This is a genomic window from Eubacterium sp. AF36-5BH (genome assembly GCF_003460505.1).
In the GTDB taxonomy this organism is placed as follows: Bacteria; Bacillota; Clostridia; order Lachnospirales; family Lachnospiraceae; genus Eubacterium_G.
In genome coordinates this window covers 173197-195732 of the sequence record NZ_QTVG01000004.1, presented here as the reverse complement: position 1 = coordinate 195732, position 22536 = coordinate 173197, and the positions used below count along the sequence as shown (strand labels likewise).

Genomic DNA, 22536 nt, shown 5'->3' with positions numbered 1-22536 from the left:
ACTACTTAACATAAATTCCATTGTCCCATGCATATTGAACTTTTTTATAATAGCCCTTATATTTCCCCTGTTTTTCTGTCTGATTGTATATCCAATCATTTATATCTGAATAAGAAGTTCCTGTTTTGCCATTTAAGGCACTTAACAATTTTTTCTGCTCCTCACTTGTAAGTGTTTTCGGAACAAATTCTTCCCTTTCCTGATATTTTCCTTTGTACTCCTGCTGACAATATACATAATTGTTCATGTCCTTGTACAATTTATTTAATATATTATAGTATTGATTTGATGTACTTGTTACATCTAAGGCCTTCATCATTGATTTTAATATATCAAGTTTGTTGTTGTTAATTGTCACAAGATTTAACACATTATTGTATAAGAAATTATGTCCCTTCAATGTACTCATTTTCTGATTTTTATACAGATAATCAGCTATTTCATACATATTTACAGTATAAATATTATTCCCATATTCATAGGTACCATCTGCCATTTTAGCATAAGCCCTTACAGTAATATTTTCCTGTAATGTGTAGAACATATAATCAAGACACTTAAATGTAAGGGCATAATACTGCCAATACTTTGTGGAATACTGTGAATCACTCTTTGTAGTCCAGTTAGGATATATTCCGTCTTTTGTTTCCTCATGTACCTTTATTGTCTTATTATCAGCCTTATCTATTTTCATCATTTCTTCAAGTTCAGCTCTTGTTTTTCCATCAGTAGCTTTTGGCATTGCATAAATCACACCAAACTTGCTGACTTTTTTTGTTTTAATTGTATTTCTACTTACACGACATACTACTCTGAATGATGGACTAAACTCTGATACACCACCTGAATCCTTATTACCATTCATCTGGAAGCCCTGTACTTCAACATCTCCTAAATCATTGTAAACATTGTTGCAAACAAGTTCCTGATCTGAATTAACACTGTCAATGCTTATGATTCTTCCATCTGTAACCTTAGAGTCTTTCTCCCATGATGTTACATAATAATCATCGCTGAAAATCGTTGTATTCACATTTGGTTTCTTACTGTAATCGTCTTCTGTAACAGTTACCTTACAATTGTTGTATACATAGAGTTCTACCTTTTCTGAATGTTTAAGAGCAAATGTATACTGTCCTGTTGCTGTATTTTTAAGCTTATTATCTATTATTTTAGCTGCATCTATGGCCTTTCCGTCTTTTTTTATCTCAATACTAAAGTTGAATGACTTATTTTTCTCGTTTTCATCTACCATATTTCCGGAAACATTTTTGCTAATGGTAATTTTTCGAATAGGGTTATAAATATTAATAAAATTAACCGAATTGTCTGTTCCCACTGAATACGTAAACGTTGCTGTATATGACAGTTTATCAGTGTTTATTTTATCTATTCCAACATCTTCCTTTGTTCCATTTTTATCAACTGTTTCCAAATAGTATGGTAAATAGTTATTTTTTACGATAATTTCTTCAACAGTATATGTATCTCCGACTGTTAAATTTGTGCCATCAAAAGTCACTGTATCAAAATATCCTTCAACTCCTCCACCACCTGGTTTTTCAATTTTAGTAAACTCATTTTGACTCATGGTATGTGTCTGTAAAACCGTTCCTGAAGTGTTTTTCAGATTTACAACTACGCTATAACCTTCAGGTAATTCTTCAAGTCCCTGTATTTTTACATTGGCAACAACTATACCACTCTTATAGTAGAGTTTTAATACATTATGGTTATAAGCTACAGTCATGTTTCTGTCTTTATCATCCACATAAAATGCCTTACTTTCAGTATCATTTTCTCCACTGATTTTTGCATCGTATAAAGTATAATTGCTTACTGCCTTCGGTACCGGTATGCTTACTCTGTCATAAGGGTTTACTGTGCCTTTAACAGTCAAACCATCATTTTTTACTCCATTTACATAATACTCTATAACATAATCCTTTTTCTGCTGGAATTTTACATTATCAAGTAAACTTCCCACAGTCTTATCCGGTGTATCACCATCGTTTCTTTTTGCTCCTTCTGCTGACACAAAGAAGAATCTTGTAAGATAATTCTTTTTTCCGGAAGGAACATTATATATACCGTTATGATCATTCCACTGCCCTGCTGTTTTCTTACTTGTAACTTTCCACAACGTAGCAGTAACTCCATCAGACAATGTAATTGTTGTACCTTTTGTGCCTTCCTGATTAGTTGTAATAGCCTTTACATCATCTCTTCTTATTAATGCCTCAATCTGTTCAGTTGTTGTATAATTTTGTGCATCTTTAGATGACATTGCAACAACATACATACTATTCTGGCACCAACGTCCTGCATAATCTAAGTCCCAATAACACTGGGAATTAGGAGTTGTTAAAATATCCTGATATAAAGCTCCAACATTTTCACAGTTTAATTCTGCAAACTGATCACCATGCTCATTGTTTTTGTACATTTCATCCTGTGTTACGGAGAACTGGCCTACCTGTTCTTCTTCTCCTGAGGTTTTTAACTTTCTTCCATTTACAATTTCAATATCATGTCCTATTTTATTTTTTTGTCTGCTCATCCAGCCCGGAGCAGTTGTCTTCCACACAAGTCCTTCATATCCGTTAGGATACTGCTGTTCATCTCCATTTGGTTCAAAAGGAAATGCCTTATCATCTTCATCTGTTGAAAACATTGCCGGATATTCAAAATCACCATTTTGAATGTCGTTGTAATATTGAACCTTATATGGATGTGACCACTGGGTTGTTCCTACTTTTCGCACACGATAATACTGTCCACCGCCTAAGTCATGAGCAACATTTACCACATCATTTCCACTTCCACTAAGAATTTGCAAATCATATCTCTTTTCATAAACATCACTCCATGTATTTCCATCGACACTCTTTTGCCACTGATATGTAGCCCCATTTTCAGGATTCTTTACACATAATTCTCCATTCTCGCTTAATTTATCCTGAATTACTATGGTGGATTTCCAGATCCTTACCTTAAATACCAACTCAAACTTCGGACTGGCATTTTCCTTTTCCAGATCCGATTTATTATAAATCTGGCAGCCTACTTCTGTTTCTACATAATCGCTGTTTCCAAAATCAATACCCGCCGGAATTGTATACTTAACTGTTGCTTCCTGTTGGGTTCCATACTTCAAAATATTTTCATTATGACTTGTAGCCCCCCATAAATTCTTTCCGGAATCAGATGATGACCAGCAAATCTGATGGTCTGCTTGTTTATAATATAGTTCTCTTGGATTTACATAAAAATATATGTCCTTTCCTTCTTCATAAACTACATCATATATATCTCCATTTCCAATCACATCACCCTGTACAAGGCTACTGTCAATCAATCCGTTATTTTCTGTATTTTGCAATTTTGAAACAAGATAAATTCCATACGTTTTCTTTGCCTGATTGCTCCAATAATCTTTCTTTGCCACTTCAGTTCCCCATACTTCAAATTCATAAATTGAAACTCCCCAGTTGTTGTCTCTGATTTTTGCATCAGCATACAATCTTATATACTGTGTCTTTACATCACCCATATGGATACTGTTTCCAAATTCCAGATTGGCATAATACTCCGATTTCTCAATTTCTGTTGAATTTCCCGGTTCAGTCCAATCCTTTATGGTTTTATAATCTTTCCATGTTTTTCCATCATCAGAAATCTGTATCCTAAAACTCTTGGGATATGCCCTTTCAAATTTTAAATCAACAGAATCTATTCTGCATTGTTGTCCTAAATTAATTTCATACCATGGATTGCTATCTGTCTTAGGTGCTCCCCATCTTGTATTATCCAATCCATCTACTGCATTAGCAGGATTTGAAGTTTCAGCACTACTATCCGAACTGCTTACCTTTACTTCTGCATTTAGAGCAAGATCAGACAATTGTCCTTTTATTTTTGTTCCATATATCCTTATATCTCTTATGGACATTGCTTTGTTATATGCCATGTTAAGACATCGTACTTTTACATATCTTGCTTTTCCAAGACAAACTCCATCTGATTCATATACCTTTTTATCAACCTCAGTTGTTTTAAAGCCTCTTACTGTTCTTGCAACAGTCCAATTGGTTTTATCCTTTGATACAAGAATCTGGAAATCATTTGGATATGCCTTTTCAAACATAATATTTACTTTTTCAATTTCATACAATTTTTCCAAGTCTACAATCAGATAAGCCTGGTCACCTTCTTTTTCACTTGCCCATCTTGTATCCTCATCTTCATCCACTGCATTGGAACCATCAAAACCACTCTGAGAACCTGATACATCAACTTTTTTTCCATATGCTAAATCACCATCTTCAGGCACTCTTTCCAATGTAAAGTAATCCACATTTACCTGTTGCCATGCATCACTTTCTGCATAAGGAATATTTGCAGCCCCAGTTATGTCTATTACATTTACACCTCTGTTCAGCGTCACTTCGGTAGTTATTTTCTTTACTGTAGTCCATCCGCCGGTTGTAGGTGCTGATATACTTTTCCAGTCACCGTCGTTTACACTATTTACTCTACAATCTATATTTGTATCCTTATTGCTTCCTGATGCATATGCCACTGTCAGCTTATACGTACCGGGATGTTTCACATGCACATAAGATGTAAGATATGCTCTTCCATTGTCAGGCCATGCATTCATTCCACCTACAGCCAGATTGTTTGAGAACTTTCCATCTGCCTGAAGAGTGTGTTCTGTTTCTGCATCCCCCTGAACAAATCCATGTGCATTTTCTGCCTCGTGTATGTCTCCTGAATCTTTTACTGTTTCAGGTTCATATTCAAACTGGAACCAGTCAAGATTACACACTGCTTTTGAGCCATCTGCCACAAATTTCAAATAAATTTCGTGATTACCTGATGGTATGCTGATTGCCGTTGCTGTGTCAACATAGTTACTCCAGTCACTGCCTGTTGAAGATGTAGTAACTGTGGCAGCCGGAGTCCCGGACATAGTACTGTCATCAACATATACTTCTACTTTTCCACCATTTCCATCTCTTACACTATTTCTCAAATAAATTTTTGAAACTTTTCTGTCAAAGTTAATATTGTATTCTGCCCATTTTCCATTTGTAAGACCACCAAGATTTTTTCCGTCTACAAAGCTGTCGCTTTCTCCTTCAACTTTTATATCCCCTGAACTTTCATTAAAATCTTCAGCCTGAATTTTATTTCCTTTTAAATCTGTATTTAAAACACTGTTAAATGCTTTTTTATTTTCACCCTTATATGTTAATGAAAAACTATCTATATTTAACCATTCAGCATTTACGTTTTTGCCATCTGTTCTACCTGTTTCAGTACCAGCTGCCCATTTCCAAACAGCACCTGATATATCAATCTTGTTTAATCCTTTTCGTAATTCTATCTGCATAGTTGCCCTGTTGGTATTTTCCCAGTTAGAATCCACACTGCTGATAGTTTTTGATTTCCATTTGTCGTTATCACTGCTGTTGATTCTGTACTGAAGCAGTGTAGTCATTGTTCCGGCATACTGAACTTCAAACTGATAGTATCCTGCATTTTCTGCTTTAACATATGTAGTCAGATAAGAACGGTCACGTTCAATCCAAGTGTTCATGCTGCCCACAGCCTTTCCACCTGAATACTTATCAGAACTTTGCACAGTGCTACTCTGTGCTGCTGAACCTCTTACAAAGGCATGTGCATTCTCTGCCTGGTGTAAATCAGCTGTGTTGCTTATACTTTCAGGTGCGAATTCAAATTTAAAATAATCCAAATTGCACACACATCCTTTATCAGTTACAAATTTTAAATATATTTTATGATTACCTGATGGCACAACTACTTCCTGTGAAATATCAGTATAGTTGGACCATCCACCTGTTGAATTTACGTCAATTGATGCTACAGGAGTTGTAGACATTGTACTGTCATCAACGTATACTTTTACTGTTCCACCATTTCCTTCTTTTACACTGTATCTTAAATAAATTCTTGAAGTTTTTCTGTCAAAATTAATATTGTATTCTGCCCATGTGTTGTTTGTAATGCCACCTAAATTCTGTCCACTGGCATTTTCACCATTCTCTTTTTTTATTTTGCTGTCTATTTCATCAGTATTTTCTGCTTCTATTACATTTCCAATAGTTTCTTTATTTCCTACCTTAAACTGGTTAAATGCCTTTTTTTCGTATGATTTTTCCATGTCTTTGCCGTACACACCTACTTCATATAAAGACATTCCATTATATTGTCCGCCACCATAATTTGCCCCTTTATAGCAACGCTGTACTGCTTGTACCTTAATGTATCTGGCACTTACACTTCCAAATTCTATATTGTCTACTCTATTTCCATTGGTTGCAGTGTTTTCATATATTCCTATGGCATTTACAGTTGTAACCAAACTATAATCTGTGCCGTTAACCGATTTATATATGTTATAAACTGTTGCATTTGCAGATTCCCAGCTTAAATATAATTTTTCAGCATTATAGGTCTCTCCTAAATCAACAACGTAATATGTGGAATCACCATTTGTTGCAGACCATCTTGTACTTTTATCATTGTCAATTGCTGCTTTTGGTGTACGGTCATTTGTTTCCTGACCACTTGCAGTTGCTGACACACCATTATAACGTGTGTAGTTGTAATATTTGCTATCTATAATATCCTGAAAAGTTTCACCTTCAGTTGTTTTTTTGAAAGAATTTGTGGCTTCCACCGCTGATTCTCTAGTTGCTTTTACATCTTTTCCAAAAATGCCCACATCCCAAATGGATATTCCATATTGTCTGTTGTTTGAAGAATCTGTTATGTATTTTTCTCCTACATCTGTAATTCTTACATATCTCCCAATAACGGTATTTTTCAGTGATAATGTATCTATTCTGTTTTTTGCTGTAGTATAATTATTTAAGCTTACTGCTGTAACAGACTTAAATAAAACTCCATCGTTAGATACCTCAATTTTATAGTCAATTGAGCTTGCAACTTCCCAGCTTATATTTATTTTTGAAATTTCATATGACTGTTTTAAATCAATTGTAATGTAATGGCCTTTTGTTTTAGCTTCATTTGCCCATCTTGTATCAGCATTGCCATCAATTGCATTATTTGCCACGTGGTCACCTGTTTTATCATCTGCCACTGCTGATGCACCATATCTTACATAGTTATACAAATCTCCATCTTTTTCAGAGCTATACCCTGTTTTAGAGTCATCAGTAATAACTGCTGTTACATCATTGGTTGCCGTAATGGCCGCATCTGCCTTAACATTTTGTGGCGTAATAGTCACTCCTGTTAAAACCATGGCAACCGACAAAATCACGGCTACACCTTTTTTCCAAAATAAACCTTTCAACCCTTTCAATTTTCTCTCCTCCCAAAGTTTTTTCCTCTGTTTATTTTTTATTTTTATTTTTTTACTAACATATATACCAAAATCAGGCTGTTTGCATATATAGTCTACGCAAACAGCCTGTGAATTGTTTAATTATTATGAATTTTAACTTTAATTTCTGTTAATGTCAAATACTTCCCATGCTCCGGCAACAGTTTCACTTGTAGCAAAAAGTTTACCACCGTCATTTAAGTTTGCCTGAACATATTTTCCATTTGCCAATGAGTAAAGTGCATACTCTCCATTTGAAATCTTTTCAATAATGAATTTCTCCCATGTACCTACCCTTTCACTTCTTGGCAATAACTGATTGTTTTCATCAATTACAGCACATACATATTTTCCATTGGATACGGATCTCAGGGATACTGTTCCATCATTGTTATTTACAATCTGGAATGTTTCCCATGCACCTCCACATGATGAACGGTTTGCCACTATTGTTTCACTTCCACCATTTTCTGCACAAACTACCTGTCCGTTTGCTATGGATCTAATATATGTATTTGAATTATTAAAATCTGCCTTTTCTACTTTTTCAATTACGATCGCTGAAGTTTTATCATTAAAATCTCCAAGACCTGATGCATCTGTTAATAATGTTTTTTTACTTCCTGCAAATCCTTCATCATTATACAATGTAACTTTGTAGCCATCTGCTACCTTAATTGAAGAAATCTGATCATTTTTAATTCCCTTAGAAATCATTGTGCCATAATCATATCTTCCTTCACTTAATGCTACAGACCAACCACTGTAATTTGAATTTTCATAAAATGTTGCTTTTGCAGAAGATGTCTCATCTCCCAATTTTTCAATATTAAATGCTTCCCATGCTCCTGCTATGGAATCACTTCCGGCTATTAACTTGCCTCCGTTATCCAAGTCCGCCTTTACATATTTTCCGTTTTCTGCACTTCTAAGACCATATTCTGTATCACTTATTTTATAAATTTGGAATTTCTCCCATGTACCAACATTATCACTTCTTGGAACAAGTTGATTTTCTTCATCTAATACTGCACATACATATTTGTTATTTGCATCTGCTTTTATGCTTACTGTTCCGTCATCATTATTTATCAGATAAAATGTTTCCCATGAACCGCCGTAACTGTCTCTGTTTGCTACTATTGTTTCACTTCCACCATTTTCTGCTGCAACATATTTTCCATTTGCAACAGATTTGATACTGTATTTTCCATTTGATAACTTAACAGTATTATATGTAACACTTGATGAGCCATTCCACTTTTCAATTTTAATTGATGAAGTTTTGTCATTCATTTCATCACCAACATATGATGCATCACCTGTAAATGCCTTTGACGTTCCATTAAATCCTGCATCATTATATAATGTAACTTTGTAACCTGAATTTACTTTCAATGATGATATAGCGTCATTTTTAATACCTTTTGCAATGATATCTCTATAATTATATGTACCTTCCGGTAATGAAACTGACCATCCACCATAGTTTGAATTTTCATAGAATGTTGCTACATTATCATTTGTTGTATCACCGACTTTTTCAATGTGAAATGCTTCCCAGGCTCCTGCTATAGAATCACTTCCGGCTATTAATTTGCCTCCTTTATCCAAGTCTGCCTTTACATATTTTCTATTTTCCGCACTTCTAATGCCGTATTCACTGTCATTTATTTTGTAAATCTTAAATTTTTCCCATGTACTAATGCTGTCGCTTCTAGGTGTCAGTTGATTTTCTTCATCTAAAACTGCACACACATATTTGTTATTTGCATCTGCTTTTATACTTACTGTTCCATCATCATTATTAACAATATAGAATGTCTCCCATGAACCGCTATAGTTGTCTCTGTTTGCTACTATTGGATTACTCCCACCATTTTCTGCTGCAACATATTTTTCATTTGCAACAGATTTTATGCTGTATTTTCCATTTGGCAATTTAACTGTGTTATATGATGTTGTAGTTGATGTCTGATTGTTAATCTTTTCGATTTTAATTGACGAAGTTTTGTCATTCATTTCATTTCCAACATATGACGCATCACTGGTAAATTCTTTTGATGTTCCTTTAAATCCTTCGTCATCATATATTGTAACTTTGTATCCGTCACTTACTCTAAGTGATGAAATCTGATCATTAGCAATTCCTTTTGCTAAAATATCTTTGTAGTCATATGAACCTTCTTCCAATGAAACTGCCCTTCCACCATAATTTGAATGTTCATATAATGTTGCCACACCTGATGTGCTGTTGTTATCACTATCATCTGTTGTGCTTCCACCTGTAGATGTTACTGTTCCCGAAAGATATGGCTTTACCAAATTATAAATCTTGTCATTTTTCCATCCGTTTGCTGTACCTACAGCTGACCATTTATTTTTAATTGTGTCTGCTGAGTCGTTATAAATATCAACTTTTTCAGGGTTATGATTATAAATACCCCATGAGCTGTTTCCTGTAACTTTGTATGACCATGTTGTCCAATGCCATCCCTGACTGTTGAAAGTTGACATTGCTGCCTTCCAGCCTTCTGCCTGTTCGAAGCATGTAAACTCGCCTACAAATGTTGGCACTCCATAATTGTGATTTGCAATGTCTGAAACCTTACTTGAAAAGTATGACTTCTGTGCATCACTGCTATTTTGTGCACTCCATGGATAGTAATGGTATTCATATGCTACATTTGTCCAGCCATACTGTGAAGGTCTTGGCAAATTGTCTGCATCCCAACATGATTCCATTATAATAATATGATTGCTATCCTTTGAACGGATTGTATTGTAAATTTCATTATAAAAATCCCAATGTAAACTATATGTTGCAGCTGCCTTAATTCCCGGTTCATTTAAGATATCATAAGCTGCAACTGCCGGATTGCCTTTGAAATGTTCTGCAATCTTTTTCCATAAATTTAAAGTTTTATCTTTATTGCTCTGATTGTAATATAGCTGTTTTCCATCATTAATCTCTCCTGAATGATCCATACCATTTTGAGAACCAAATGCTCCGTGCATATCTAAAATAACATACATACCTCTCTGGCTACAATTTTGTACAAACCAGTCTAATCTGTCAAAAGCATTAGATTTAAGATTTCCATTGTCATCACAAAGATTCATGTATGTAAATGGTAATCTTATAACGCTCATTCCCATTTCTGCACAATTATCAAAATCCTGTGTTGTCCAATAATTATTTTCGTATGTTGAGACCAACTCATCTCTCTTTGATGTTCCAAATCTATTTGCCAATGTTGTCATCATCGTCTTCTGGTCAGACGCATTGGTTGGATTCATCCAGTTTTCCTGAACAAGCCATCCTCCTGCATTGGTTCCTCTTAAATAGACAACATCTCCTGTTCCTTTTTGTTTTCTTATCTGTGTTCCGTTAACCTTCAAAAAGTCATTGCTCCCAAGAGCCTCTCTGGCACTAACCTGAGTAATGCCTGTAATTTTTCCTGAAATAGCCATGCTAAATGTCATTGCAAATACCAATAACATACTAACCAATTTTCTAACTATTTTCATAAGTACCTCCTTATTAATTCTATCAAAAAATCTCCGCCTATTACGTTATTAATATTCTATGTCGTAATGTTATCGGTATCAAGTCTTTAAATTTTAGAAAAATTGTTTTTTTTAAATTTTTCAAAAAAAAAATACCTTTTTTCTGATAATAGTATGTTATTTATACATTTTCTAAAAATGTATAAATAAAGAATAGCCCCATACCTGACAAAGAACATTATAAACTTGGGTTACCCCCATACTTGACAAAGAACCACAAAAAGACCACTACCTATGTAGTGATCTTTTCTATATTACTTAATAATATTTATCGATTAGTTAAGTTCTTTCTTTAAAGCTGCTCCAGCTTTGAACTTAGGAACGTTAGCTGCTGCAATTGTGATTTTTTCCTTTGTTGCAGGATTGATTCCCTGACGTTCAGGTCTCTTTGTTACTTCAAAAGTTCCAAATCCAACTAACTGTACTTTATCTCCTTCTTTCATAGCTTTAACTACAACATCTGTGAAAGCCTTAACTGCCTTAGCTGCATCTGTCTTTGATAATCCAGCTTCGTTTGCAATAGCTTCTACGAATTCTGTCTTGTTCATCGTATTTCCTCCTTGATAAATTCTGCGATACATCTACGCGACACATACGCGCGTATCTATAAGTTATATACTCCATTATACAGTTTTTGTCAAGATAAAACCCGTTTTTTATGGTCTTGCCCCCTTTATTCAAGGGCTTTTTGACGAATTATGAGAGTTTTCATTTTCACTTTAAGTCAAATTAAGATTCCATTTGTCTTCCAAGAAAATCTGCAGCCACCGATACAAGCTTTTTTTCCGTGTCACTAACCTGCTGTTTTTCTGTTTTTGACATCAAAACCACGCTCCCAATAACATCACCTTCACATATTATTGGAAAAATTATTTGTCCCATATCAGAAACATCCTGTCCATCAATTATTGTTATTGTTTTTACATTATCAGTGTCTGTATTAACAGTTCTTCTTTGTTCCATAATTTCCTCTAATTCATGGCTTATTCTTCTGCCAATATATTCTTTTTTCACACCGCCTGATACTGCAATAACCTGATCTCTGTCGCTAATAACAACATAACAACCGGATACTGCTGCCAGGCTCTCCGCATACTGTTTTGCAAAAGCATCTATTTCTCCGATTGGCGAATATTTTTTTAAGATTACTTCTCCATCCCTGTTAGTAAAAATTTCCATTGGATCACCTTCTCTAATTCGAAGTGTCCGTCTAATTTCTTTTGGCACTACTACACGCCCTAAATCATCAATTCTACGAACAATACCTGTTGCTTTCATTATTACTTCCTCCAATTTCATATTCAAGCAAAAGCGATTTTCACTCTTTTGCTATATATTAGTTTTGGAGTTAGTATGTGGAAGACACAGAAAATTATTCTTTTCTTTATGTGCATTTCATAGATTATGTATGGATAATTTTTTTATATATTTAATCAAATACTCTGGTCGTAGAACAGAAAGCCCCTTTGCAACAGTCTTGCCCTCCAATAAAATTTTATAGTAATCATCATTTAGCAAAATAGCTGATAACAAAGATTTGTTTTAATTTTTGAAAATGTATATCTTCCTTGAATAACTAACGGTAGCTTATCATTTAAGTATTTAATTTCTTTCATTAAAACATTTTGCCGTAACGTCTTTTCTAAAAACTTATCTGTTCCCATAATACAAAAAAGATATCGGTCTCACAACCGATATCTTTTTTTACTCTAACCTACAATAAACAAAATCATTCCAGCAATCACTAGCAGAATACATGCAATTACATCCAGTAAGTTTAATTTTGTATGTTCTTTTTTGTATTTTTCTAAATTATCTACAAGCCATAGAATTGCTGCCACTTCCATCAAGCCCCACTGTAGTCTTTCAATATCAACAGCAAAGCGTATTACTAATGCTAACGCAAATAATATTATAGGCACAATTTCAAATATAATCTGTTTAGATTTTTCATTTAATTTCATGCTACGACCTCTTTCTTCTAATTAAGTTTTTAAACCTGATTAGTTTTAGCCACTTCTTAGATTACTTTTGAAAGGAACTGTTTTAAACGTTCATTTTTTGGATTATCAAAAATTTCACTTGGTGTTCCTTCTTCAACAATCTTTCCGTCTGCCATAAAAATTACTCTTGAGGCAACTTCTCTTGCAAATGCCATTTCATGTGTCACAACAGCCATTGTCATGCCCTGATTTGCCAGATCCTTCATTACTGCTAGAACTTCGCCTACCATTTCCGGATCAAGGGCAGATGTAGGCTCATCAAAAAGCATAACTTCAGGATCCATGCAAAGTGAACGTGCAATGGCAACTCTCTGCTTCTGTCCACCTGAAAGCTGTGCAGGATATGCCTCTGCTCTGTCAGCCAGATTGACTACATTAAGAAGTTCCATAGCCTTCTTCTCAGCTTCTTCTTTTGACTTCTTTAATAACTTCATTGGCGCTATTGTCATATTCTTTAAAACTGTCATGTGTGGGAATAAATTAAAATGCTGGAAAACCATCCCCATTTTCTGTCTGTGTAAGTTAATATTTACATTTTTGTCCATTAGGTTTACACCGTCAAAAATAATTTTTCCATCTGTAGGATGTTCTAAAAGGTTTAAAGTTCTAAGAAGAGTTGACTTACCACTTCCTGATGGTCCAATAATAACCACAACTTCACCTTTTCTAATATCTGTGGAAACACCGTCTAATGCTTTAATTTCCCCATCGTTATAATATTTTTTCACATCATCTACAACTATAAGAGAGCTATTATCGTTCATCATTTCGTAGTCTCCTTTCTAATTTACCAAGTAACCAAGAGAAAAACATTACCATAATCAAATAAACTGCTGCTACACCAAACAATGGCATAAATGCCTGATACGTAGCTCCTCTTACAATATCTCCTGCTCTTGTTAAATCAATTAATGCAACGTAACCTGAAACTGCTGTTTCCTTTAATAAAACAATAAATTCGTTTCCAAGCGTTGGAAGTACAGTCTTAAACGCCTGTGGAATAATTACATAAACCATTGTTTGAACATAGTTAAATCCAAGACTTCTTCCTGCTTCAAACTGTCCCTCGTCAATTGACATAATTCCACCACGAAAGATTTCTGCAACGTAAGCACCTGAGTTAATACCAAATGAAAGAATTGCCACAAAAATCTTATTGTTTGATGTAGCAAATATAATGTAATACATAATCATAATCTGAATTACTACAGGTGTTCCTCTTACAACTGTAAGATAAATTTTTGATATTATATTAAAAATAGCTAGAAGGATTTTTCCAAGTCCACCTTTCATTTCGCTATAATTCTTGTCATAAGATGCTCTTACTATAGCCACAACAGCACCTATTACAATACCTAAAATTAAAGCAAAGAAAGTTACAATTAATGTATTTCCCAGACCCTCTAAATATAATTGCCATCTGTCTTTATCTATAAAACTTATTTCAAATTGACGTTTTAAAGATATTGCGGAAATTATATTAACTTTTGTTGTTAAAACGTTTAATAAACTCTCCATTTTTACCTCTTTTTCCTAAAAATTAAGAGGTGTTCAATATAAATCGGATATTCACAATGTAATATCTTAACTTTATATTGCAGCACCTCCTAATTTGTATTTTTTGTTCTTTAATTATTCTGCCTTAATATACTTGTTAATAATCTTCTGAACTGAACCATCATCAATTAATTCTTTTAATGCTTTGTTAATTTTCTTTCTTAATTCAGGTTTATCCTTTGAAACAGCGATAGCATAATCTTCTTCTGCGTATGCTGTTTTAAGTAATTTAAGTCCTTTGTTAGCCTTAACAAAAGCCTTAGCCGGTTCATTGTCGATTACAACACAGTCAATCTTTCCTGTTACAAGTGCCTGAACTGCATCAGCTCCCTTGTTATATTCTTCAACTGTTCCTGAGCCTGCTTCCTTTAAATCATCTGTACAATAGATATCACCTGTTGTACCAAGCTGAACACCAACCTTAACATTGGCACCCTTTTTTAATAAATCTTTGTTAGTCTTTATCTTTGAGCCTTCTTTTACTATAATTGCCTGTACACCTGTTGCATATGAATCTGTAAAGTCTACACTTTCCTTTCTTTCATCGCTAACTGTCATACCTGCAAGACCCATGCTAACTTTTCCTGACTGAACAGCAGGAATAATTGAATCAAAAGCCATATCTTCAATCTTGAAGTTCATTCCTAATTTGTCTGCAATAGCTTTACCAATCTCGGCATCAATGCCGATTACTTCATTGTTTTCACGATACTCATATGGTGGAAATTCTGCGTTAGTTCCCATAATTAATGTCTTATCTCCATCATCTCCACTCTTACTACTTCCGCAAGCTGTAAACATTGTTGTAGCAAGAACTACTGTCATTAATAATGCTAGTAATTTTTTCATTATTTTTTATCCTCCTAAGTATATTGATTTTATTACAAAACTATACACAATTATACTTAAAAATGCATATATTTGCAACAATAAAGATTTTTAACTAATAAAAAGAATGTCCCTTGCGACATTCTACGCACCGAGCGCGTGTTGCTTTAGCAACATTTTTCCTTTCGCGCGAGTGTGCATCCCTAGTGGAACATTTTTTACTTAATAATAAATTCTGAAAGAATTTCTTATTAAGTAAAAAACAGCCTCTGCTAATGGCGCCCCTTTGTCATAAACATCACTCGCCATAAGCACAGACTGTACTTTATATTCATCGATTATAGGTCAGCTCCTAAAGTTGCTGCCATTACAGCTTTAATTGTATGCATTCTGTTTTCTGCTTCATCAAATACAACTGAATGTTCTGACTCAAATACTTCGTCTGTAACTTCCATCTCTGTAAGACCGAATTTCTCGTTAATCTGTTTTCCAATCTTTGTCTTTAAGTCATGGAATGCTGGTAAACAATGCATAAATACCACGCTGCCCTTTGCATTGTTAATCAAATCCATTGTTACTCTATATGGAAGCAAGTCGTTAATTCTTTCTTCCCATACTTCATCAGGCTCACCCATTGAAACCCAAACATCAGTGTAAATAGCATCAGCATCTTTTGTGGCAACCATTGGGTCTTCTTCAAATTCAATAATTGCACCTGTTTCTTTTGCAATCTTCTGACACTCAGCTACTAATTCAGGGTTTGGTTGGTATTTCTTTGGTGCACAACCTACGAAGTGCATACCCATTTTTGCACATCCAACCATAAGTGAATTACCCATATTGTATCTTGCATCACCCATGTATACAAATTTCAAGCCTTCTAACTTGCCGAATTTTTCTTTTAATGTAAGAAAATCTGCTAGAATCTGTGTTGGGTGAAATTCATTTGTAAGACCATTCCATACAGGAACTCCTGCGTACTGTGCTAACTCTTCTACTAAATCCTGTCCAAAACCTCTATATTCGATACCGTCAAACATTCTACCTAAAACTCTGGCTGTATCGGCAATACTTTCCTTCTTGCCAATCTGTGAACCTGTTGGATCTAAGTATGTAACACCCATTCCCAAATCATGAGCTGCCACTTCAAATGAGCATCTTGTACGTGTACTTGTTTTTTCAAAAATTACTGCTATGTTCTTTCCTCTTAAAACATCAACTAATTTTCCAGCCTTCTTCTTTGCCTTCAAATCCGCTGCTAAATCAATTAATGCTCCAATTTCCTCTGGTGTAAAATCAAGTAACTTTAAAAAATGTCTTCCTGTAAAATTCATAATGACCTCCATTGTATTATTTTAAGAATCAGATTTATCTTCCTTTTTATCTTCCCTTGATTCTATAATATCTTTAATGTACTCTAGTATTTTAATACTCTTTCCTGATTTATTCAATGTTGGAAGAGTATTAAATATATGTTTCCTATATTTATTAATATTATTGATGTAACCTGAACTGCTCTTTTCAAGTTCAGCTTTTCTTGCCTTCAGTTTCTCAATGTACTCGCTGCCACTCTTGCCTAACTCGTCTTTCTTCTCTTTCAGTTTTTCTATGTACTCGTTGCTACTCTTGCCTAACTCATCTTTTGCCTGCTCTGCTTTGTCAGCCATATCAATTGCTGAATTTCCCACAACATCTTTTATCTGATTTCCAATGTTGTTTAACTCCTCTGCAATTAAATCGAGCTGTCCAAGACTCTTCTTGATTCCAATAAGATTTTTCAATGTAACAATCATATCCACTGTAAAAATAATCACGAAGAAAATAATTAAAACAAGTTTGCCCATGTCTGGCACTTTTTTTACTAAAAACATAATTGGTGTGTGTACGAATTTCACCGCAAATACAACAGCAAATCCCCACATAATACTAAAAGGAAGACAAATGTAGCCGCCTATGTTAAATGGTTTCTCCGAATAATCCCACCATCTCATGTGGAATATTTTGTCAAGAATCCAACCACCAAATAATTCAACAGTTGAACATATAATCATTCCTCCTAAAAACAATAACCATACATTATTTTTTACAGGCAGTAATATTATTAGAACACCCACCATTCCACAACCATATATAGGACACACCGGTCCATTTAAAAAACCTCTGTCGACTACTTTCCCGGTGGTAACTGCCACAAAGGCAACCTCCACACACCAGCCTAGAAAACTGTATATAAAAAACAAAAGCATTATTTCATAAACTGAGAAAATCATAACCCCTCCAGGTAAAACAAATTATTGTTAACAACGTTTCCCATTATTATATGAAAAAAACAAAACTGACACAACCCACAAATATATATAAAAAGGTGCTGTATTAAATCCAATTAATCCAAAAACAAGGCGCAGAGTACTCCGCGCCTTGTATATATCATGTGGTAATTCCACATGGCAAACAAACTATTTAATTATCAAATTAATTTCCAACTAGAATAACTTGTCAAGTAACTGATATAAGTAACCCTGTGCTGGGAAAGTCATAGCAAATACAAGTGAAACGATTGTCATTAACTTGATTAAGATGTTAATTGATGGTCCTGATGTATCCTTGAATGGATCACCTACTGTATCACCAACAACTGCTGCCTTATGAGCTTCGCTACCTTTTCCGCCACCGAAACCACCTTCGATGTACTTCTTAGCGTTATCCCAGGCACCACCAGCATTTGACATGAAGATAGCCATCATAACACCACAAACTAATGCTCCTGCAAGCATACCACCAAGTGCTGCTGCACCAAGTAAATATCCTACAACAAGAGGTGTAACTACTGCTAAAACTCCAGGAATAATCATTTCATGGAGAGCAGCCTGTGTTGAAATACCTACACATGACTTGTAATCAGGCTTTGATGTTCCCTTTAAAATACCGTCATCTTCTCTAAACTGACGACGAACTTCTTCGATCATCTTGTTAGCAGCTTTACCAACTGAACTCATTGTAAGAGCTGAGAAAATAAATGGAAGCATACCACCAATTAAAAGACCGATAACTACTGTTGAATCTAAAATGTTAATGTTCTTAATTTTTGCAACTTCTGCGTATGATACGAATAATGATAAAGCTGTAAGAGCTGCTGAACCAATAGCGAATCCCTTACCAATAGCTGCTGTTGTGTTACCAACTGCATCAAGCTTATCTGTAATATCTCTTACACTGCTGTCAAGTCCTGACATTTCTGCAATACCACCGGCATTGTCAGCGATTGGACCATAAGCATCAACTGCGATTGTCATACCTGTTGTTGATAACATACCTACAGCTGCAAGTGCGATGCCATACATACCAAGTAATTCAAATGAAACAAGTACACCAAGTACGATAAATAAAATTGGAATAGCTGTTGACTTCATACCAACTGATAAACCACTAATAATATTTGTTGCTGCTCCTGTTTCTGAGCTTTCAGCGATTTCCTTAACACTCTTATATTTTTCTGATGTGTACATTTCTGTAATCTTACCAATTGCTGTACCAACAACTAAACCTGCAAGTACTGCAAAGAATGCCTTGAATTCACCAAATAATGTATAACTTAGAATAGCTGTAGCAATAATCTGAATTGCTGTAGCTGTGTACTCTCCTAAGTTAAGAGCCTTCTGAGGATCAGAACCTTCTTTTCCTCTAACAAAGAATGTAGCAATAACTGATGCTAACACACCGATTGCTGCCATTGCGATTGGGAACATGATTTTTTCCATTCCGAAATCATCTCCACCTGCTACTAATGAAGCAACTGCTAAAGTTACAACTGATACTAAAGCACCAACATAACTTTCAAAAAGGTCAGCTCCCATACCTGCAACGTCACCTACGTTGTCGCCTACGTTATCAGCGATAACGGCTGGGTTACGAGGATCATCTTCTGGGATTCCTGCTTCAACCTTACCTACAAGGTCAGCTCCTACGTCAGCAGCCTTTGTGTAAATACCACCACCAACTCTTGCGAAAAGAGCGATTGATGAAGCACCTAAGCTGAATCCTGTAAGAACGCTAACTGCTTCTTCTGTAAATCCTGTTGTGTTCATAATTATAATAAGAATTACGCTAAGTCCTAAAATACCAAAACCTACAACGCAAAGTCCCATTACTGCACCACCTGAGAATGCAATTGAAAGTGCCTTGTTCATACCACTTTCCTTTGCAGCATTTGCTGTACGAACATTTGCCTTTGTAGCAACGTTCATTCCAACGTATCCTGCTAATGTTGAAAGTACAGCACCTACAATAAAGCAAACTGCTGTAAGCCAATCAATACCAAATCCTAACACTACGAAAAGTACGGCAACGAATACAATTAAAATCTTGTATTCTGAGAATAAGAATGCCTTTGCACCTTCTGCAATAGCGCTGGAAATTTCTTTCATCTTTTCATTTCCTGCATCGCTTTTGTTAATCATTGCTGCCTTAATTCCTGCAAAAATAACAGCTATGATACCAGCGATTGGAGCTAAATAAATTAAATTCTCCATGTTTTCTCCTTTCAATATTAATGAAGTGATTTTTCTCCATTGTCTTTTTCCATGCTCACTCTATCTTTTTTTGAACACGGTATTGTTAAAATTATAACAAACTTTCGAGATATATCAATACTTTATCATCAAAGGTTGATTATTTCAATAATTTTTTTTATTTCAAATTTCCGATTTTTCACCATATAAAGTGAAAATATTTTGTACCTTTTGTCTATAAAGGTTTTTAGTCGTAATTAATTATGTAATGTTTCAACTAATAAAAGTTAATTTTATTAAGTTTTAATATGCTTTTTCTACAATTTATTAAGTTTAGGCAAAGAATATTGTTTCCGTCATTATTTTCTCTTCGTGATAATGTATCTTCTGCAAAAACATATTTTTAATGTCAACACGTACTTTACTTTCGGCAATTTCCTCTGGCGTAAATAATTGTTTTTCCAATTCATCCCAAGATGAACCTCTTGGATTTATTTTTGCCTTACTCATAATCCCTGCTCCTTTCAATATATTATTTTCTTTCTTGAGATATTCTGTTTTTCAATTTGGTATTTTATTTTTCTTAACTTTTATGTTATACTTTAGTTGGTTTGTTAAGTTTTTACTTTACAAAATTAAATATAACTGAAAAATATGAAAGGAGTACGCATATGAGACATGAATTAGATCACATCGACGAACAGATAATTAAACTTCTTCACGAAAACGCCCGCACCCCCCTTAAAACTATTGCGAGCCAGGTTTTTTTATCTTCTCCTGCTGTTTCAGCAAGAATTGAGCGACTAGAACATGCAGGAATTATTACAGGCTACACTGCAAAGGTTAATCCGGCAGAGCTTGGATACCACATTAAGGCTTTTATTAATTTGGAGGTTAATCCGGATCAGAAGAAAGATTTCTATCCTTATATTAAGAGTTGCAACAACGTTGTTGAATGTAACTGTGTTACAGGAGATTATGCAATGCTTGTTGAAGTAATGTTCAAGAGTACAGAGGAATTAGACCATTTCATCGGCGAATTACAAACTTTTGGAAGTACTAAGACTCAGATAGTTTTCTCAACTTCTGTTGAACATCGTGGAATTCCAATGTCAGATGATTAGGAAATGAAACTTTTTTAGGATGAGACTTGTTCTCATCCTTTTTTTTTTGCCTTTAAAATGGTACCATATAATTACATTAATAATTTTAGAACAAAATTCTATGTTTTTATATTGTGGAACCATGGTTATACTTTTAGTCTAATAAATTTGAACCATGTTTTATGATAAAAATTATCATTTACAACTATTATTAAGAAACGGATTATAATTATGAAATATCAATTAGAAATAAACTATTTTTTATATTTGTTAAAATGTGCAGTTGCGGACATAGTTCCGAAACCTGCCGAAAAAGAAATTAATTGGGAAGTTGTTTACAAATTCGCCAAACTTCATAAGGTGACTTCAACGTTATACTTTAGTATTTCAAAACTACCTGACGATTATAAGAGTTCAATTACTCACCTTGAAGAATATTCTCTTGATTATAAAAAGAATATTGTTTTAGATGTCAACAGAGCTTACGAATTAAAGAGAATCGAAAAAACTTTAGCCGAAAATAATATTGATTATATATTTTTAAAGGGAAGTGTTTCAAAAAAGTTTTACATTGATTCTTCAATGCGACCAATGAACGACATTGATATACTTTTTAGGGGGGCAGATTTAAAAGAAGTCACAAAATTATTTGAAGCTATGGGTTACGGCATTGCCCACAGTAGTGCCAAAGATATTTGTTGCATAAATAAAAGTAACCACCTGCTAGTTGAAATGCAAACTCACTTGATTGATGAAGGCTACACTCTTTGGTACAACTATCTCGAAAAAATCTGGGGACATTGCAGTTCATTGCCTGACAAACCAAATCAATATTTAATGACTAAAGAAGATTTTTACATTTATCATGTTATACATATGGCAAAACATTTTCTAAATGGTGGCATCGGAATTAAGCATTTTCTGGATTTATATATTATGAATAAAAATAAATATATTGAAAGTGCTAAGGTGGATTCCTGTCTTGAAGTTTTAGGTGTTCTACAGTTCAAAAATACAATAGAAAACCTTTGCCTATACTGGTTTGATGGTGTGAATAATTTTGATAACCATAAAGATGTTCAACTTTTAACCAAATATATTTTCCTTGGTGGAGCATTTGGTAATTCACAGAATCAGGAAGCCGGTTCATTAGCCAAAAGTGGAAAGAAGAAGACCTCTTTAGCAGCCAAACTCTTTCCTTCAATGGATACAATGATTAATTTTTACGGTTCATTCCTGAAAAATCATAAATGGCTTCTGCCACTGTATTGGTTAAGACTTAATATAGAGCGATTGCTTCGTTTTGATAAAAAAAGCAAAGCCAAACTAAAAATAATCAAATCCTTAAGTGATGAGGACATCAAAAATACAAAAGAAGTTTTTACAATCTGCGGACTGATATAATTCAAGGCCCCTTATGATAGGTTTTATCCTAAGGAGCCTTTTTATTATTTAATATTTAATTTAAAATTTGTAAAATTGGAAAATGTATTCCCTGTTTTATTTTTTCCAAGAAAACAGATAACACAATCGATATCACTAATGTAATCTATCTAAAATACAGACCTACATTTGTATTTCCC

14 protein-coding genes are annotated in these 22536 nt (G+C 34.3%); 2 read left to right on the top strand and 12 right to left on the bottom strand.

Annotated features, from left to right (window positions below; translation table 11 throughout):
* Position 1: 1 nt before the first annotated feature.
* The 12 genes from DW006_RS05245 to DW006_RS12140 form a co-directional block, all read right to left on the bottom strand.
* Positions 2-7363, bottom strand: a complete 7362-nt coding sequence (locus tag DW006_RS05245; protein ID WP_117999356.1) for a discoidin domain-containing protein — start codon at positions 7361-7363, stop codon at positions 2-4.
* Positions 7364-7504: 141 nt separating this feature from the next.
* Positions 7505-10915, bottom strand: coding sequence for a cellulase family glycosylhydrolase (locus tag DW006_RS05240; protein ID WP_117999355.1), 3411 nt, complete (start codon positions 10913-10915; stop codon positions 7505-7507).
* Between the two features lie 314 nt (positions 10916-11229).
* Positions 11230-11502: an HU family DNA-binding protein gene (locus DW006_RS05235; protein WP_022166187.1), complete on the bottom strand. Its 273-nt coding sequence runs from the start codon at positions 11500-11502 to the stop codon at positions 11230-11232.
* 181 nt (positions 11503-11683) lie between these two features.
* Positions 11684-12232, bottom strand: coding sequence for a stage V sporulation protein T (gene spoVT, locus DW006_RS05230; RefSeq protein WP_022166186.1), 549 nt, complete (start codon positions 12230-12232; stop codon positions 11684-11686).
* Between the two features lie 431 nt (positions 12233-12663).
* Positions 12664-12918: a hypothetical protein gene (locus DW006_RS05225; protein ID WP_022166185.1), complete on the bottom strand. Its 255-nt coding sequence runs from the start codon at positions 12916-12918 to the stop codon at positions 12664-12666.
* Positions 12919-12974: 56 nt separating this feature from the next.
* The gene (locus DW006_RS05220) at positions 12975-13724 is read right to left on the bottom strand and encodes an amino acid ABC transporter ATP-binding protein (protein ID WP_022166184.1); all 750 of its coding nucleotides are present in this window, start codon (positions 13722-13724) and stop codon (positions 12975-12977) included.
* Positions 13711-14475 (bottom strand): amino acid ABC transporter permease, encoded by a 765-nt coding sequence (locus DW006_RS05215; RefSeq protein WP_022166183.1) that lies wholly within the window; start codon positions 14473-14475, stop codon positions 13711-13713. The genes DW006_RS05220 and DW006_RS05215 overlap by 14 nt, the downstream gene beginning before the upstream one ends.
* Positions 14476-14589: 114 nt before the next feature.
* Positions 14590-15363, bottom strand: a complete 774-nt coding sequence (locus DW006_RS05210) for a basic amino acid ABC transporter substrate-binding protein (protein ID WP_117999354.1) — start codon at positions 15361-15363, stop codon at positions 14590-14592.
* 317 nt (positions 15364-15680) lie between these two features.
* Positions 15681-16676, bottom strand: coding sequence for an ornithine carbamoyltransferase (gene argF, locus DW006_RS05205; protein ID WP_022166181.1), 996 nt, complete (start codon positions 16674-16676; stop codon positions 15681-15683).
* Positions 16677-16697: 21 nt separating this feature from the next.
* Positions 16698-17612 (bottom strand): hypothetical protein, encoded by a 915-nt coding sequence (locus tag DW006_RS05200; RefSeq protein WP_117999353.1) that lies wholly within the window; start codon positions 17610-17612, stop codon positions 16698-16700.
* Between the two features lie 213 nt (positions 17613-17825).
* Positions 17826-19871 carry a sodium-translocating pyrophosphatase gene (locus DW006_RS05195; protein ID WP_117999352.1) on the bottom strand — a complete coding sequence of 682 codons (2046 nt, stop codon included), beginning with the start codon at positions 19869-19871 and terminating at the stop codon, positions 17826-17828.
* 312 nt (positions 19872-20183) lie between these two features.
* Complete coding sequence (locus DW006_RS12140; protein WP_199521885.1) at positions 20184-20360, bottom strand: hypothetical protein; 177 nt, start codon at positions 20358-20360, stop codon at positions 20184-20186.
* A 161-nt stretch (positions 20361-20521) separates the two neighbouring features.
* Between DW006_RS12140 and DW006_RS05185 the strand changes: the two genes are divergently transcribed.
* Both DW006_RS05185 and DW006_RS05180 read left to right on the top strand, forming a co-directional pair.
* Positions 20522-20974 carry an Lrp/AsnC family transcriptional regulator gene (locus DW006_RS05185; protein ID WP_022166176.1) on the top strand — a complete coding sequence of 151 codons (453 nt, stop codon included), beginning with the start codon at positions 20522-20524 and terminating at the stop codon, positions 20972-20974.
* Positions 20975-21184: 210 nt separating this feature from the next.
* Positions 21185-22357 carry a nucleotidyltransferase family protein gene (locus DW006_RS05180; protein WP_117999351.1) on the top strand — a complete coding sequence of 391 codons (1173 nt, stop codon included), beginning with the start codon at positions 21185-21187 and terminating at the stop codon, positions 22355-22357.
* Positions 22358-22536: the final 179 nt, after the last annotated feature.

Excerpts from the sequence above, each read along its gene's own strand:
- DW006_RS05215 (WP_022166183.1), bottom strand. The coding sequence starts at position 14,475 with ATGGAGAGTTTATTAAACGTTTTAACAACAAAAGTTAATATAATTTCC.
- DW006_RS05225 (WP_022166185.1), bottom strand. The coding sequence starts at position 12,918 with ATGAAATTAAATGAAAAATCTAAACAGATTATATTTGAAATTGTGCCT.
- DW006_RS05195 (WP_117999352.1), bottom strand. The coding sequence starts at position 19,871 with ATGGAGAATTTAATTTATTTAGCTCCAATCGCTGGTATCATAGCTGTT.
- DW006_RS05185 (WP_022166176.1), top strand. The coding sequence starts at position 20,522 with ATGAGACATGAATTAGATCACATCGACGAACAGATAATTAAACTTCTT.
- DW006_RS05210 (WP_117999354.1), bottom strand. The coding sequence starts at position 15,363 with ATGAAAAAATTACTAGCATTATTAATGACAGTAGTTCTTGCTACAACA.
- DW006_RS12140 (WP_199521885.1), bottom strand. The coding sequence starts at position 20,360 with ATGAGTAAGGCAAAAATAAATCCAAGAGGTTCATCTTGGGATGAATTG.
- spoVT (WP_022166186.1), bottom strand. The coding sequence starts at position 12,232 with ATGAAAGCAACAGGTATTGTTCGTAGAATTGATGATTTAGGGCGTGTA.
- DW006_RS05240 (WP_117999355.1), bottom strand. The coding sequence starts at position 10,915 with ATGAAAATAGTTAGAAAATTGGTTAGTATGTTATTGGTATTTGCAATG.
- argF (WP_022166181.1), bottom strand. The coding sequence starts at position 16,676 with ATGAATTTTACAGGAAGACATTTTTTAAAGTTACTTGATTTTACACCA.
- DW006_RS05235 (WP_022166187.1), bottom strand. The coding sequence starts at position 11,502 with ATGAACAAGACAGAATTCGTAGAAGCTATTGCAAACGAAGCTGGATTA.
- DW006_RS05200 (WP_117999353.1), bottom strand. The coding sequence starts at position 17,612 with ATGATTTTCTCAGTTTATGAAATAATGCTTTTGTTTTTTATATACAGT.
- DW006_RS05220 (WP_022166184.1), bottom strand. The coding sequence starts at position 13,724 with ATGATGAACGATAATAGCTCTCTTATAGTTGTAGATGATGTGAAAAAA.
- DW006_RS05180 (WP_117999351.1), top strand. The coding sequence starts at position 21,185 with ATGAAATATCAATTAGAAATAAACTATTTTTTATATTTGTTAAAATGT.